Source organism: Halomonas shantousis (assembly GCF_054654615.1).
Map to the genome: position 1 here is coordinate 2,385,941 of NZ_BAAIER010000002.1, position 13,242 is coordinate 2,399,182.

Below are 13,242 nucleotides of genomic sequence, written 5' to 3' on the forward strand. Positions count from 1 at the left end.
GTCTGCGCCATGATGAAACTTTCACCGGTGCCAGTCACGCTTGACCCTACCCTCGGGGCCTCGGCCGGCTCATCGGAAACAGCGGCCTGGCCAAGATCACCGGAACGCGGTCGAGCGGTCACTCCCCCTCCCTGGCCGGTGGCAGCAACAGGTTGAGAAGAATCCCCACCACGGCAGCGAGGCTCACGCCCTGCAGAGCGAACTGCCCGTTGCCCAGTTGCATGCCACCGATACCGAAGACCAGGATCAGCGATACCACCACGAGATTGCGCGGCGCGGTCAGCGAGTGTCCGGCCTTGACCAGTGTATTCATGCCCACGACCGCAATCGAGCCGAACAGCAGCGTCATGATACCGCCCATGACCGGAGCGGGAATGGTCAGCAGCAGTGCCCCCAGCTTGGACACGAATGCCAGCAGGATGGCGACGATGGCGGCCACGGTCATGATCACCGGATTGAAGTTGCGGGTCAGCATCACCGCCCCGGTTACCTCGGAATAGGTGGTGTTGGGCGGCCCGCCGAAGAGCGCTGCCAAGGACGTCGCCAGGCCGTCTCCCAGCAGTGTACGGTGCAGGCCGGGCTCTTCCAGATAGTTCCGGCGGGTGACCGAGCCGATCGCCACCATATCGCCGATGTGCTCGACCGCCGGCGCAATGGCGACCGGAATCATGAAGAGCATAGCGGACAACTCGAAGCTCGGCGCCACGAAGTTGGGCAGCGACAGCCAACGCGCCTCATGGACCGGAGTCAGATCGACCACGCCCATGCCCAGCGCCAGCAGGTAACCGACCAGAATTCCGCCCATGATGGGGATCAGACGCACCAATCCGCGGCCGAAGACGGCCAGTACCAACGTCACCAGCAGGCTGACCATCGACAGCGTGACGGCCTGACCGTAACCGATGGCATCGCTGGTCTCACCGGTCGCCATGCTCACCGCCACCGGCGCCAGCGCCAGACCGATGACCATGATGACCGGTCCCACCACGACGGCCGGCAGGAGGCGGGTCAGCCAGGCCGTGCCCTTGAGCCGCACGATCTGGGAAATGGCCACATACACCAGCCCGGCCACGAACAGGCCTCCGAGCGTGGCGGAAATGCCGAAATTGGCCGTGGCGCTCTGGATGGGAGCAATGAACGCGAACGAAGACGCCAGGAAGACCGGGACGCTACGCTTGGTGACGGCCTGGAAGACCAGGGTCCCGACCCCTGCAGTGAACAGGGCCACACTGGGGTCGAGCCCGGTCAACAGCGGCACCAGCACCAGGGCACCGAAGGCGACGAAAAGCATCTGTGCACCGGTCAGGACAGTACGTGGCAACGAGGTTGCCGCCGGCGTCAGGGCGGAGTCTGACATGGATTCACTTCTCCACGAATGTATCGGTAAGTGCCGGTTTCCCGGCGTGTTGCGCTCAAAAAAAGGCCCCTGAGACAGGGGCCTTGAAATCGGTGGGATCAGCGTGTGCCGAAAATCTTGTCTCCGGCATCACCGAGTCCCGGAACGATATAACCGTTCTCGTCGAGACGCTGGTCGACGGAAGCGGTATAGATTTCGACATCAGGGTGGGCATTCCTGACACGTTCGATACCCTCCGGGGCCGCGACCAGCACGATCACCTTGATCTGCTGACAGCCGCGCTCCTTGAGCATATCGAGCGTTGCCACCATGGAACCGCCCGTCGCCAGCATGGGATCGATGACGATGGCCAAACGCTCGTCGAGATCGTTGACGAACTTCTCGAAATAGGGCACCGGCTCCAGCGTTTCCTCATTGCGGTAGAGTCCCACGACACTGATGCGGGCGCTGGGAATCAGGTCCGTCACGCCGTCGAGCATACCCAGCCCCGCCCGCAGGATGGGCACGATGGTGACCTTCTTGCCCTTGAGCTGCTCGACCTCCACCGCCTTACCGCTCCAGCCCTTGATGGTGGCCGGCTGCAACTCGAGGTCCTGCGTGGCCTCGTAGGTCAGCAGTTTCGCCACCTCACTCGCCAGTTCACGAAAACTCTTGGTGCTGATACCGGCGGCCCGCATCAGACCAAGCTTGTGCTTGACCAGCGGATGATTGATGGCATGGACGCTCATGGGCAGTACTCTTTCAACAGGTGGGAGCAATCACGAATCGGCCGGCCTGCTGGCCGCGTATTCCAGAACATCGACGACTGCGCGATGTCCGGATATCACCGGATCCGAAGTTGCGGGCAATTCTAGCGCGCCCACGCGCCGGGGTTAACCCGGATTTCGCTGCACGTGCCAGGTTCGCTGATATTGGGCCAGGCCATGCGGGCATCGCCGAAAGATCAGGCTTCTACAGCCACCTCGGGCAGTTGCCACTCAATGGCCTCCCGTTTGCGCGACGCGAGAAACGCATTGGCCCGGGAAAAATGGCGCTGACCGAAGAAACCACGGTGCGCCGACAACGGCGAGGGGTGCGGGGCATGCAGCACCAGATGCTTGTCGCGGTCGACGAAAGCCGCCTTCTTCTGCGCATAGCTGCCCCACAGCAGGAACACCACGCCATCGCACCGGGTATTGATGACATCGATGGCGCGATCGGTGAACTGCTCCCAGCCCTGACCACGGTGAGAGCCCGCCCGCCCCTGCTCCACCGTCAGCACGCTGTTGAGCAACAGCACGCCCTGGCGCGCCCAGTGCTCCAGGAAGCCATGCGGTACCGGACGGAACGCCACGTCCCCGGCAAGCTCCTTGTAGATGTTCTGCAACGAGGGGGGAATGGCCACCCCGGGGCGTACGGAAAAGCACAAGCCGTGGGCCTGGTGAGGGCCGTGATACGGGTCCTGGCCCAGGATCACGACCTTGACCTGTTCCAGAGGCGTCAGCTCGAAGGCGCGAAACCAGTGCGAGGAATGCGGATAGATCACCTTGCGCGCCGCCTTTTCACGCGCCAGGAAATCACGCAGCGCCAGCATATAGGGCAACTCGAACTCCTGCCCCAGATGCCGGTTCCAGTCTTCGGGCAATACCTCACTCATGCGGCACCTTCGTCAGCGGCAGCACACCACGGTGGAAAATCATTCCTGGCGCGGGCGGATCTGGTCTACGAGCGGTTCGACATAGGCGATGCCCATGTCCCAGGGAAACTGGATCCAGCAATCCTGGGCCACTTCGGTGAGGCACTGATCCACCAGCGGACGCCCTTCCGGCTTGGCGTAGATCGTCACGAAATGCGCCTTGGGCAACATTTCGCGCACCGCGCGGGCCGTCTTGCCGGTATCCACCAGATCGTCCACCAACAACCAGCCTTCGCCGTCATGCTCCACGCCCTTCATGACATTGAGGCTGCTCTGATCCATGTGCTCATAGCTCTTGATGCACACCGTATCGATGAGCCGCACATTGAGCTCACGGGCGATCAGCGCCGCCGGGATCAGCCCGCCGCGAGTGATCGCGATGATGCCCTTGAAGTCACGCTCGATTAGTTGATGACACAGGGCCCGCACGTCACGGTGCAACTGGTCCCAGGAAACGGTGAAGTGCTGATGGTAACGGTTGGCTGTCATGGGCTCGATCACGCTGGGTGAGGGAAAACGGGCGCCGGATCATACCGGACACCATCGGGATCATTCGTCTTCGGTGAACGTACACACGGCGAAGACATTGTGACCGGCATCGCGAATCTTCTTCGATCCGCCCAGCTCGGGCAGATCGATGATCGCCGCCGTCTCGACCACCTGCCCGCCACTGCGCTGGATGAGCTTGGCCGCCGCCAGCATGGTCCCGCCGGTGGCGATCAGATCATCCATGACCAGAATCCTGTCGCCATGGCGGAAGGCGTCGGAATGCAGTTCGACGCAGGCTTCCCCATATTCCAGTTTGTACGTCTCGCTGAGCGTCCTGAACGGCAGCTTGCCCTTCTTGCGCACCGGCACAAAGCTGCAGCCCAGCTCATAGGCCAGCGGCGCCCCGATGATGAAGCCCCGCGCATCGATGGCGGCCACGGCATCCAGATCCATCTCCTGATAGCGATGCACGAAACTGTCGATGAGCTTGCGAAACGCGGCACTGTTCTGCAATACCGGCGTGATATCGCGAAAATTGACGCCCGGCTGCGGCCAATCGGGGACAGTTCTTATAACGGACTTGATATAGTCGCTATAAATGCTCATCTATGGGCTCCATCGGCAGTAACGGTACGGGCCGTCTCGGGAAAGCGAAAAGCCGCACATGGTACCCAAAGGCGCGCGCAGAATCGAGCCTATGGCCATGGCAGGGCGGCAGCTGGGACCAGGATCATGAAACCCGCGAGGCCAATACCCGTTCCACGGTTTCGACAATGGCCTGCGTTTGCGGATCGATTTCGATATTGACGCGATCTCCCGGAGCGCGATCGCCCAGCGTCGTCCGCGCCAGCGTTTCGGGAATCAGATTGACGCAGAAGCTGGCGCCCTCCACGGCACCGATGGTCAGGCTGATGCCATCGATACCGATATAGCCCTTTTCGAACAGAAAGCGGGTGTATTCCGGCGCCAGCGTAAACCAGAGCCGGCGATTGTTGGGCGCTTCGTCAACCTGCGTCAATTCAGCCTGTCCGATCACGTGGCCCGACATGGCATGACCGCCGATCTCGTCGCCAAAGCGAGCGGCCCTCTCGATATTGACACGGTCGCCCACTTTCAGTGCGCCGAGATTGGTCAGGCGCAAGGTCTCCCGCATCAGATCGAAGCTTACACGACATCCTTCGACGGAGGTCACCGTCAAACAGCAGCCGTTATGTGCAACGGATGCGCCCAGCGCCAGCCCCTCGACCAGCGCCGGCGGCAACTCGACGACATGAGTGCGGAACGCCTCCCTTTCCTCCACCGCCACTACGGTGCCGGTGCCCTGTACGATGCCCGTGAACATGCTTGCCTCCTGGTACGCCCGGCCTCCCTCACGGCAAGGCCACGGCGTAAAATCACGATCTTATCACGCCATATACCGCGCCCCACAAAACCGCAATATAAACCAGAACTCTATCTTGATTCAGATGAATTTTCCGAAGATCGACGTATCGGTAAGATGCTGGCCTGCCAGATTGACACTTTGCAGCCGCGAGCCTAAAATCTGGCGCAGGTTATACGCCGATTTGCACCTGGATTGCGGGCGTTCCGGCCAAGCTGGCTGGAAGACAGCTAAAAAGGTGTGTCCAGCGTTGATGGCCACCCAATGGGTGGCCTTTTTTATGCCCGCCCCAGATGCATCATTGGCGTGCTCGGCGGCCATACGCCTTGGCTAGAGGCGCCGCGCTGACACCGTGGGCGATCAGCGAGGCGAACACGACCAGGCTTCCCGCATGCCACGCCGTGTGATCGCCCGTCTTGCTCGCGATCAGCATGGTATAGAAAAGCGCCGAAACGCCGATCGGCCCGAACCAGCCCGCCAACAGAGCAATACGCCATTCGCGCCATGGTGCCAGCCAGGGGCGCAAGGCGATGATCACCGGCAGGCGCCGCAGCAGCAGTACACCGATGACCAGCAGAATGCCTCCCCAGCCCAGTCCCCACCAGGCACTCCACGGCGCCATCAGGCCAAAGAGAATGAAGATGGGTATGGTAAAGAACTGATTGACGGCTTCCTGAATGTTCTCGGCTTCGCTACGCTCCTTGCCGCCGGTCTGCTGATCGAACGCCACCCCGGCGGCAAACACCGCCAAGATGCTGTCGGTGCCCAGCAGCTTGCCTACTCCCAGCGTCAACAAGGTCAGCGCTATGGTCAGGGAGAGAAAGGAGGGCTGACTGATCATGTCGTGACGCTCCGCCCAACGCAGCGCCCAACCAACGCCCAGTCCGATCAATGCCCCCAGCAGAATGCTGCCCCCCACTTCCCAGAGCAGCACCTTCACCAGCCATTCCGTCCAGGCCGAGGCATCCGGTTTCGTCAGCAGCAATACCGGTAGCAGTACGAGCGGATAGGCCAGCCCGTCATTGGCGGCCGATTCGGTCGAGAGCATATGCCGGTAATTTCCCGGAAGGTTTTCCTTGGCGACCCCACCGGTGACGATCGACGAGGCCACCACGGGATCGGTCGGACAGATGCTGCTGCCCACCAGCAGCGCCACGAGCACCGGCAGGCCCAGCAGCCAGCCGGCCAGCCACGAACTGATCAGGCACATGGCCGGCATGCCGATCAACAGCAATATCAGCAGCGGGCGCCAATGGATCAGGGGATAACGCGCAGGCAGGCGTAACGCGATGGCCATCAGGCTGATTCCCAAGGTCAGCCGCGTGGCCTGTTCGAGGATATGTTCTGCATTGCCCCAGCGCGCCGGATTCAACCAACCGAGTACCTCGGGCCCGACCGCCACGCCGATCAGAAAGGCCAGCAGAGGAACCGATAGCCAGGCACGATTGAGCGGTCGATTGATCAGTCCCAGTATCAGCACCACGGCACCGACCGTAGCCAGTGCAATGTTCAGTTGGCTCATGTTCCCTCCATTCCTTGGTTGATGAACGATGGCCGATACGCCTATCCGACTTTTCAGCGTAGCAATAGCGTGGCAGAACGGCGCACTCCCGGCAGCCCCCATTCAGTGCCGAACGCGTTATACTGTGGCGTTTTGTTCCCGCATACGTAGAGCCATGATCAGACTCGATAACGTCTCCAAGACTTACGGCATCGGCCCGGAGGCGATTCACGCCCTTCGTGGCGTCAACCTACATGTGCCCCAAGGCAGTATCTATGGGGTCATCGGCCTGTCCGGTGCCGGCAAGTCCACGCTGATACGCTGTGTGAATCTGCTGGAATGCCCGACGCAGGGCAGTGTCAGCGTCGACGGACAGGAGCTGACCGCCCTCGATCAGCGCCAGTTGCGTCAGGCTCGTCATCAGATCGGCATGATCTTCCAGCATTTCAACCTGCTGGCTTCACGCACGGTCTATGCCAATGTCGCTCTGCCGCTGGAGCTGATGGGCGTGCCACGGCGCGAGATTCGCGAGCGGGTCATGCCGCTTCTCGATCTCACCGGCCTCAGCGACAAGGTCGACAAGTATCCCGCCGAACTCTCCGGCGGGCAGAAGCAGCGCGTCGCCATTGCTCGCGCCCTGGCCAGCCGCCCAAAGGTGCTGTTATGCGATGAGGCCACCTCCGCACTTGATCCGCAGACGACCGCTTCCATTCTCGAACTCCTGCAGGACATCAATCGCAAGCTGGGGCTGACCATCCTGCTGATTACCCATGAGATGGAAGTCGTGAAGAGCATCTGCCATCACGTGGGCCTGATTTCGGATGGCCAGCTGGTGGAAGAGGCCGATGTAGGCGATTTCTTCACCGCACCTCGCACCCAACTGGGGCGGGAATTTCTCAACGCCTTCCTCGAACTCGAACCGCCCCAGGCGCTGCTCGAGCGGCTGCAGGCCCAGCCAGGCGATAGCACACATCCGGTGGTGCGCCTGGCGTTCAGTGGCGACGCCGTCTCCACGCCGCTGATATCCCGGCTGGCCCGCGACTGCCGTATCGACGTCAGCGTACTCCAGGCCAAGGTCGAGTCGATCCAGGACCGAACCCTGGGGTTGATGATCGCCGAGCTGATCGGCCCACCCGAGAGCACGGCGCAAGCGCTGACGTATCTTGAAACTCATGACCTGCAAGTGGAGGTGCTCGGCCATGTCCAGCGCAATGCTTGAACTGGTGTGGCAGGCGACGCTTGCGACGCTCTACATGGTGGCTCTCTCGGGGGTAATCGCCACGCTGGTCGGCGTGCCGCTTGGCGTACTGCTCTACGTGACCCGCCCCAGGCAGATTCTCGCCCGGCCCGCAGTCAACCGCATCCTCGGCGCGATCACCAATATCGGCCGCTCGATCCCGTTCATCATTCTCATGGTGGCGATCATTCCCTTCACACGGATGATCGTCGGCAGCTCCATCGGCATCAACGCTGCCGTCGTGCCGCTGACCATTGCCGCGATTCCCTTCGTGGCGCGCCTGGTGGAAGGTGCGCTCAACGAGGTGCCGCCCGGGCTCGTCGAAGCCGCTCAGGCGATGGGCGCCACGCCGCTGCAGATCATCACCAAGGTGCTGCTGCCCGAGGCCAGAGGCGGCATCATCAACGGCCTGACCATCACCGTGGTGACGCTGGTCAGCTATTCGGCAATGGCCGGTGCCGTTGGCGGCGGCGGCCTGGGCGATCTGGGCATCCGCTACGGCTACAACCGTTTCGACCCCCTGGTCATGCTGGTGACGGTCGCCATCCTGGTCGTGATGGTGCAGGGTTTCCAGAGTCTGGGTGACCACCTGGTGCGCAAGGCCGACCATAAGTAGACGAGGGTACCCAAGCCGAGCAATCTGCTTATAAGCAATGGCGTTTTTATAGCTTTTCGGTCAGAATCCGCATGTAAACGCCGGATACGCTGTCCGGCGAGGCATGACCATTGAGCTTCGCACTTGCGAGCAAGGAGAAAGGAAGCATGAATCACACGCTGGCAGAACTCTTTCGTCCGGTCCGTCTGCTGGGCGCAGCCACCCTCTTGGGGGCCGGCCTGATTGCCGGCTGCGGCGGAAGCGACGAGAGCGACGCCAACAGCATCAAGGTCGGCACCGTTGCCGGACCTGAAACCGACGTCATGCAAGTTGCCAAGCAGATCGCCCAGGATAAATACGATCTGAACGTCGAGATCGTGGAGTTCACCGATTATGTCTCGCCCAACGCGGCCTTGGCGGATGGCAGCCTAGACGCCAATGCCTTTCAGCACGAGCCCTACCTGAACAGCATGGTCGAGGATCGCGGTTATGATTTCGCCATCGCAGGCAAGACGTTCGTCTACCCGATCGGCGCCTATTCCAACAAGTACGACAGTATCGAGGCGCTGCCGGACGGGACCACCATCGCACTGCCCAACGACCCCTCCAATGAAGGTCGTTCCTTGATCCTGATGCACAATGAAGGATTGATCACGCTGCAGGACCCGACCAATCTCGAGGCGACGCCCATCGACATCGCCGAGAACCCGCATAACTTCACGTTCCGTGAAATCGAAGCAGCTCAGCTGCCGCGGGTGCTGCAGGATGTCGACCTGGCCTTCATCAACAATACCTTCGCGCAGCCGGCCGGTCTGAACCTGCAGAAGGACGCGCTGATCAAGGAGGGCCCCGAATCTCCTTATGTCAATCTGATCGTGGTCCGTGAAGGCGATCAGGATCGCGAGGCGATCCAGCATCTGGTCGAGGCCTATCACAGCCAAGCCGTAGTCGACAAGGCCCAGGAGCTCTTCCAGGGTGCCGCGGTTCCCGGCTGGGAGTAACGGCTCTTCCACCGATGCACTCACGAGCCGGCTGCCAGCCGGCTCGTTGCGTTGAGACGCGCTTCACACCTCACGTATATCGCCAGGACATCACCATGCCCGACTACACTCTGCTGACGCGCCAGCTCGAGATGCTGCTCGACACTCGCGACTGGCTTACCAATGCCGCTCAGACCAGCGCCTTTCTCAAGGAAGAGATTGCCGATCTCAACTGGGCCGGCTTCTATCTACACCGCCAGCCGGAACAGTTGATTCTCGGCCCTTTCCAAGGCAAGCCCGCCTGCAACCCGATCCCCTTCACCAAGGGGGTATGCGGCGCGGCCGCCCGCACTCGAACCACTCAGCGCATCGATGACGTGCACGCCTTTCCCGGCCATATCGCCTGCGATGTCGCGTCGCGTTCGGAGCTGGTGATTCCGCTGGTCAAGGACGACAGGCTGTGGGGCGTGCTGGATCTCGACAGCCCGCTCCCTGCGCGCTTTAGCGCCGAAGACCAGGCCGGCATCGAGCACCTTGCAGCAGTCTTCCTGCAAGCCAGCAATCTCGATAGCGCATGACATGTTGTGATGAATGCCGGGGTTGGCCACCCCAAACGAAAACACCCCGAAGCGAACGCTTCGGGGTGCTGAAAACTGGTAGGACCAAGCGGATTTGAACCGCTGACCTCCACGATGTCAACGTGGCGCTCTAACCAACTGAGCTATGGTCCTGCATGATGCCATGCCTGATGGTAGGACCGAGCGGATTTGAACCGCTGACCTCCACGATGTCAACGTGGCGCTCTAACCAACTGAGCTACGGTCCTGCAGGCTGCGGCTTGGCCGCGACAACGGATGCGTATTCTACCCATCGCCCACATAAATGCAAGCCCTAGGAAAAATTCTCTCGATTCAAGCAATTGCCGGCCTTGCACTACCTGAGGCAGGCCCGGCGGACCCGCCGTGCCCTTACCTGACCGTGAAAGCCATCGTCGCCTGCACGGCCTGACACCAGCCGGCATAGAGCGCTTCGCGGGTATCCTCGGCCATCGCCGGCTCAAAGCGCCTGTCCGTGGCCCACTGCTGGGCGATCTCCTCGCAGCTCGACCAGAAGCCGGTCGCCAGCCCCGCCAGGTAGGCCGCTCCCAGTGCTGTGGTTTCGGCCACCCTGGGCCGGCAAACGGGCACGTTCAGGATGTCGCTCTGGAACTGCGCCATGAAATCGTTGGCTATTGCCCCACCGTCGGCACGCAACTCCTTCAGCTTGAGGCCCGCATCCGCCTCCATCGCCGCCAGTACGTCACGGGTCTGATAGGCCATCGATTCTATGGCTGCACGTATGAAATGCTCCTTGGTGGTGCCGCGGGACAACCCGAACACCGCCCCACGCACGTCGCTGCGCCAGTAAGGCGCCCCCAACCCGACGAAGGCCGGCACCATATAGACCCCCTCGTTGGAGCCCGCCCGCTCAGCGTAGGCCTCCGAGTCGCTGGCCTTGCCGAACATGCGCAAACCGTCGCGCAGCCACTGAACCACCGAGCCGGAGACGAAAATACTGCCTTCCAGGGCATACTCCACCTTGCCATCCCGTCCGCACGCGATGGTGGTCAACAGTCCGTTGCTCGAACTCACTGCCTTTTCGCCGGTGTTCATCAGCATGAAACAGCCGGTCCCGTAGGTGTTCTTGACCATGCCCGGCTCGAAGCATGCCTGACCGAAGAGCGCCGCCTGCTGATCACCGGCGACACCGGCGATCGGCACCTCACTGCCGAAGAAGTGCTGCGGCAGGGTCTTGCCGTAGACTTCGCTGGAGTGACGAACCTCGGGCAGCATCGCACGAGGCACGTCGAGCATCTTCAGCAGTTCGTCGTCCCATTGCAGGTTGTGAATGTCGAACATTAACGTACGCGAGGCGTTGGTATAGTCGGTGACATGGACCTTGTTGCCTGTCAGGTTCCAGATCAGCCACGTATCGATGGTGCCGAACAGCAGCTCGCCCCGCTGGGCACGCTCCCGAGCGCCCTCGACGTGATCGAGGATCCACTTCACCTTGGTCCCGGCGAAATAGGGGTCGATCAGGAGCCCGGTTTTTTCGCGCACCATCGACTCGAAACCCTCCTGCTGGAGCCGATCGCAGATATCCTTGGTCTGGCGTGACTGCCAGACGATGGCATTATGGATCGGGCGTCCGGTTGCCTTCTCCCAGACCACCACCGTCTCGCGCTGGTTGGTAATGCCGATACCGGCGATTTCGGTGGCATCGACCTGGGCGTTGTTCATCACCTCCGTGGCGGTTACCAAGACGCTGGTCAGAATCTCGCGGGGATTGTGCTCGACCCAGCCCGGATGGGGAAATATCTGCGAGAACTCGCGCTGTGCCGTACCGACGATGCTCCCGATGTGATCGAACAGGATCGCTCGTGAGCTGGTGGTTCCTTGATCGATGGCCAGGATGTATTTCTTTTCCATCAGGGTCTTCCTCAATTTAAGGGGTTCAGCGGCTCCGACCTCAACCGAGCGTTGTGTTACGAACAGGCGCCGAAGCATGCGTACGTGCCGATATCACTCTCGGCTCAGGTCGGCTCGCCCAATGAAAGGCAGCGGCAGTGCGGAATTACTTGGCCGTGTCACCGGCAAGCGTGCCGCCGGTATCATTGACCGGGGTCATTTCCAGGGTCTTCCGGCTCGCCTCCTCCAGCGCACGCATACGCGCCGGCAAGAAGGGGTAGATCAACAGTCGATAGCCGCCGCCACCGATGACGCCACCAATTAGCGGCCCGACGATCGGAATCCACCAGTAGTTGCCCGGCGCCGGCAGTGCGGAGTCGCCCCAGCCGGCGAAGTAGGCGAACAGTCGCGGCCCGAAGTCACGCGCCGGGTTGATCGCCCACGCCTCCAGGTAGCCCATCGAAGCCCCGATGATCGCCACCAGCAGACCGATCATCAGCGCGCCGGAGTTGGCCATGGGCGCCGTCTCGTTGTATTGCTCGGTAATGGCGAAGATGCCGAACAGCAGCAGCGCCGTCAGGATGATCTCATCCAGTAGCGCATGCATTGGCGTGATGGCGAGCCCAGGATGGGTAAAGAACACACCGGCGGCGCCCCCATCCGCACGTGTCAGGCCGTGGGTCTGGTTGAAATGATCGATGACGGGCGAAAACAGGGTATAGACGATCATGGCACCGACGAAGGCACCGACGACCTGAGCCACCCAGTAAGGCACCACCTTCTTCCATGGAAAGTCGCGGAACGTCGCCAAGGCAATCGTGACGGCCGGGTTGGCGTGGGTACCGGATACCGAGCCCGTGACATAGATGGCGAGCGTGACGCCAAGCCCCCAGGCCATGCATACGCCCCAGTAGGCGTTCAGGTAAGGGCTGGGATCGTAGAGCACATACATGCAGGCGACCGAATCGCCGAAAGCGATGATAATGAAGGTGGCCACCGCTTCGGAAATCAGCTCACCGACGAGTTGCCTGCTCATTGCCCCTCTCCTTCCGCGCATGGGTGGGAGAGCGCTTGGGTGCACCTCCATTGCGCAAGACGCCATGAAGGGATGATGGGTTGATCGATATCCAGAATGTAAAATGGCATGTTCGCTACCTCGCTCGGCGTGGTCAGTTGCGCTATGGCGCTCGAGATGTTCGCTTTAGCTTTTTGCGATTTTTCGATTTCGAACATGAAAAACTTATTCGCCTCGCCCCGGCATTACAAACGAAAAGCGCATTTAACGCCTTAGACCATGGTCCAACGGCTTGGCGTGCCACCCCATAGTGTGGCACCGGCTTCGATCACTGCAGGACAGAACGCTAGGGTCTGTTGACGTTCATGCACGGCCGCGCCGGAGCCAGTTTTTGTACGGGGCAAGGCATGAGGAGAGTGGTTTGGTTGTTTCAAATGAACGACGAATAACGCAGCACCGTGCGAAAACTGGCCCGGCCCTTTGGGTGGGGCCGCCGAGGTTGCGCGTCAAATGGTGCCATGCGGCGTTGCGGGATTGGGCAAGGGAGCCACCCTTCTCTGCATCC

General features: G+C 61.3%; 15 protein-coding genes and 2 tRNA genes. 4 read left to right on the forward strand and 13 right to left on the reverse strand.

Annotated elements, in window-relative coordinates; translation table 11 throughout:
* Positions 1–118: 118 nt before the first annotated feature.
* The 8 genes from ACYQ12_RS11455 to ACYQ12_RS11490 all read right to left on the reverse strand — a co-directional run bounded on the left by ACYQ12_RS11455 (position 119) and on the right by ACYQ12_RS11490 (position 6,424).
* Entirely contained in the window at positions 119–1,357 is a 1,239-nt protein-coding gene (locus ACYQ12_RS11455; protein WP_459871684.1) for a uracil-xanthine permease family protein, read from the reverse strand.
* A 98-nt stretch (positions 1,358–1,455) separates the two neighbouring features.
* Positions 1,456–2,085: a uracil phosphoribosyltransferase gene (upp, locus tag ACYQ12_RS11460; RefSeq protein WP_459871686.1), complete on the reverse strand. Its 630-nt coding sequence runs from the start codon at positions 2,083–2,085 to the stop codon at positions 1,456–1,458.
* A gap of 215 nt (positions 2,086–2,300) precedes the next feature.
* Entirely contained in the window at positions 2,301–2,993 is a 693-nt protein-coding gene (ung, locus tag ACYQ12_RS11465; RefSeq protein WP_459871689.1) for a uracil-DNA glycosylase, read from the reverse strand.
* A 39-nt stretch (positions 2,994–3,032) separates the two neighbouring features.
* Positions 3,033–3,521, reverse strand: a complete 489-nt coding sequence (gpt, locus tag ACYQ12_RS11470; RefSeq protein ID WP_459871691.1) for a xanthine phosphoribosyltransferase — start codon at positions 3,519–3,521, stop codon at positions 3,033–3,035.
* A gap of 60 nt (positions 3,522–3,581) precedes the next feature.
* Positions 3,582–4,127, reverse strand: a complete 546-nt coding sequence (locus ACYQ12_RS11475; RefSeq protein WP_459871693.1) for an adenine phosphoribosyltransferase — start codon at positions 4,125–4,127, stop codon at positions 3,582–3,584.
* Positions 4,128–4,251: 124 nt separating this feature from the next.
* A complete protein-coding gene (locus tag ACYQ12_RS11480; protein WP_459871695.1) occupies positions 4,252–4,863 on the reverse strand; it encodes a riboflavin synthase subunit alpha in 612 nt (203 codons plus the stop codon).
* Positions 4,864–4,983: 120 nt separating this feature from the next.
* Entirely contained in the window at positions 4,984–5,223 is a 240-nt protein-coding gene (locus tag ACYQ12_RS11485; RefSeq protein WP_459871698.1) for a hypothetical protein, read from the reverse strand.
* On the reverse strand, positions 5,201–6,424 hold the full coding sequence (locus ACYQ12_RS11490) for a cation:proton antiporter domain-containing protein (RefSeq protein WP_459871701.1): 1,224 nt from the start codon (positions 6,422–6,424) through the stop codon (positions 5,201–5,203). Before ACYQ12_RS11490 ends, ACYQ12_RS11485 begins: the two co-directional genes overlap by 23 nt.
* A 154-nt stretch (positions 6,425–6,578) precedes the next feature.
* Between ACYQ12_RS11490 and ACYQ12_RS11495 the strand changes: the two genes are divergently transcribed.
* From ACYQ12_RS11495 to ACYQ12_RS11510, 4 genes are all read left to right on the forward strand, one after another.
* Positions 6,579–7,622 carry a methionine ABC transporter ATP-binding protein gene (locus ACYQ12_RS11495; RefSeq protein ID WP_459871704.1) on the forward strand — a complete coding sequence of 348 codons (1,044 nt, stop codon included), beginning with the start codon at positions 6,579–6,581 and terminating at the stop codon, positions 7,620–7,622.
* Complete coding sequence (locus ACYQ12_RS11500) at positions 7,603–8,256, forward strand: methionine ABC transporter permease (RefSeq protein ID WP_459871707.1); 654 nt, start codon at positions 7,603–7,605, stop codon at positions 8,254–8,256. Before ACYQ12_RS11495 ends, ACYQ12_RS11500 begins: the two co-directional genes overlap by 20 nt.
* 146 nt (positions 8,257–8,402) lie before the next feature.
* Positions 8,403–9,236, forward strand: coding sequence for a MetQ/NlpA family ABC transporter substrate-binding protein (locus ACYQ12_RS11505; protein ID WP_459871709.1), 834 nt, complete (start codon positions 8,403–8,405; stop codon positions 9,234–9,236).
* Positions 9,237–9,331: 95 nt separating this feature from the next.
* Entirely contained in the window at positions 9,332–9,793 is a 462-nt protein-coding gene (locus ACYQ12_RS11510) for a GAF domain-containing protein (protein ID WP_459871711.1), read from the forward strand.
* A 76-nt stretch (positions 9,794–9,869) separates the two neighbouring features.
* Here ACYQ12_RS11510 and ACYQ12_RS11515 read toward each other — a convergent pair.
* The 5 genes from ACYQ12_RS11515 to ACYQ12_RS11535 all read right to left on the reverse strand — a co-directional run bounded on the left by ACYQ12_RS11515 (position 9,870) and on the right by ACYQ12_RS11535 (position 12,895).
* Positions 9,870–9,946: transfer RNA gene (locus ACYQ12_RS11515), tRNA-Val, on the reverse strand.
* A gap of 18 nt (positions 9,947–9,964) precedes the next feature.
* Positions 9,965–10,041 (reverse strand) — tRNA-Val (locus tag ACYQ12_RS11520).
* A 142-nt stretch (positions 10,042–10,183) separates the two neighbouring features.
* Positions 10,184–11,683 carry a glycerol kinase GlpK gene (glpK, locus tag ACYQ12_RS11525; protein WP_459871714.1) on the reverse strand — a complete coding sequence of 500 codons (1,500 nt, stop codon included), beginning with the start codon at positions 11,681–11,683 and terminating at the stop codon, positions 10,184–10,186.
* A 145-nt stretch (positions 11,684–11,828) separates the two neighbouring features.
* Positions 11,829–12,698, reverse strand: coding sequence for an MIP/aquaporin family protein (locus ACYQ12_RS11530; RefSeq protein ID WP_459871717.1), 870 nt, complete (start codon positions 12,696–12,698; stop codon positions 11,829–11,831).
* Positions 12,695–12,895, reverse strand: coding sequence for a hypothetical protein (locus tag ACYQ12_RS11535; protein ID WP_459871720.1), 201 nt, complete (start codon positions 12,893–12,895; stop codon positions 12,695–12,697). Before ACYQ12_RS11535 ends, ACYQ12_RS11530 begins: the two co-directional genes overlap by 4 nt.
* Positions 12,896–13,242: the final 347 nt, after the last annotated feature.

Coding starts and splice junctions, on each gene's coding strand:
- upp (WP_459871686.1), bottom strand. CDS start 2,085: ATGAGCGTCCATGCCATCAATCATCCGCTGGTCAAGCACAAGCTTGGT.
- gpt (WP_459871691.1), bottom strand. CDS start 3,521: ATGACAGCCAACCGTTACCATCAGCACTTCACCGTTTCCTGGGACCAG.
- ACYQ12_RS11535 (WP_459871720.1), bottom strand. CDS start 12,895: ATGTTCGAAATCGAAAAATCGCAAAAAGCTAAAGCGAACATCTCGAGC.
- ACYQ12_RS11500 (WP_459871707.1), top strand. CDS start 7,603: ATGTCCAGCGCAATGCTTGAACTGGTGTGGCAGGCGACGCTTGCGACG.
- ACYQ12_RS11530 (WP_459871717.1), bottom strand. CDS start 12,698: ATGAGCAGGCAACTCGTCGGTGAGCTGATTTCCGAAGCGGTGGCCACC.
- ACYQ12_RS11495 (WP_459871704.1), top strand. CDS start 6,579: ATGATCAGACTCGATAACGTCTCCAAGACTTACGGCATCGGCCCGGAG.
- ACYQ12_RS11510 (WP_459871711.1), top strand. CDS start 9,332: ATGCCCGACTACACTCTGCTGACGCGCCAGCTCGAGATGCTGCTCGAC.
- ung (WP_459871689.1), bottom strand. CDS start 2,993: ATGAGTGAGGTATTGCCCGAAGACTGGAACCGGCATCTGGGGCAGGAG.
- ACYQ12_RS11480 (WP_459871695.1), bottom strand. CDS start 4,863: ATGTTCACGGGCATCGTACAGGGCACCGGCACCGTAGTGGCGGTGGAG.
- ACYQ12_RS11505 (WP_459871709.1), top strand. CDS start 8,403: ATGAATCACACGCTGGCAGAACTCTTTCGTCCGGTCCGTCTGCTGGGC.
- ACYQ12_RS11485 (WP_459871698.1), bottom strand. CDS start 5,223: ATGGCCGCCGAGCACGCCAATGATGCATCTGGGGCGGGCATAAAAAAG.
- ACYQ12_RS11475 (WP_459871693.1), bottom strand. CDS start 4,127: ATGAGCATTTATAGCGACTATATCAAGTCCGTTATAAGAACTGTCCCC.
- ACYQ12_RS11490 (WP_459871701.1), bottom strand. CDS start 6,424: ATGAGCCAACTGAACATTGCACTGGCTACGGTCGGTGCCGTGGTGCTG.
- ACYQ12_RS11455 (WP_459871684.1), bottom strand. CDS start 1,357: ATGTCAGACTCCGCCCTGACGCCGGCGGCAACCTCGTTGCCACGTACT.
- glpK (WP_459871714.1), bottom strand. CDS start 11,683: ATGGAAAAGAAATACATCCTGGCCATCGATCAAGGAACCACCAGCTCA.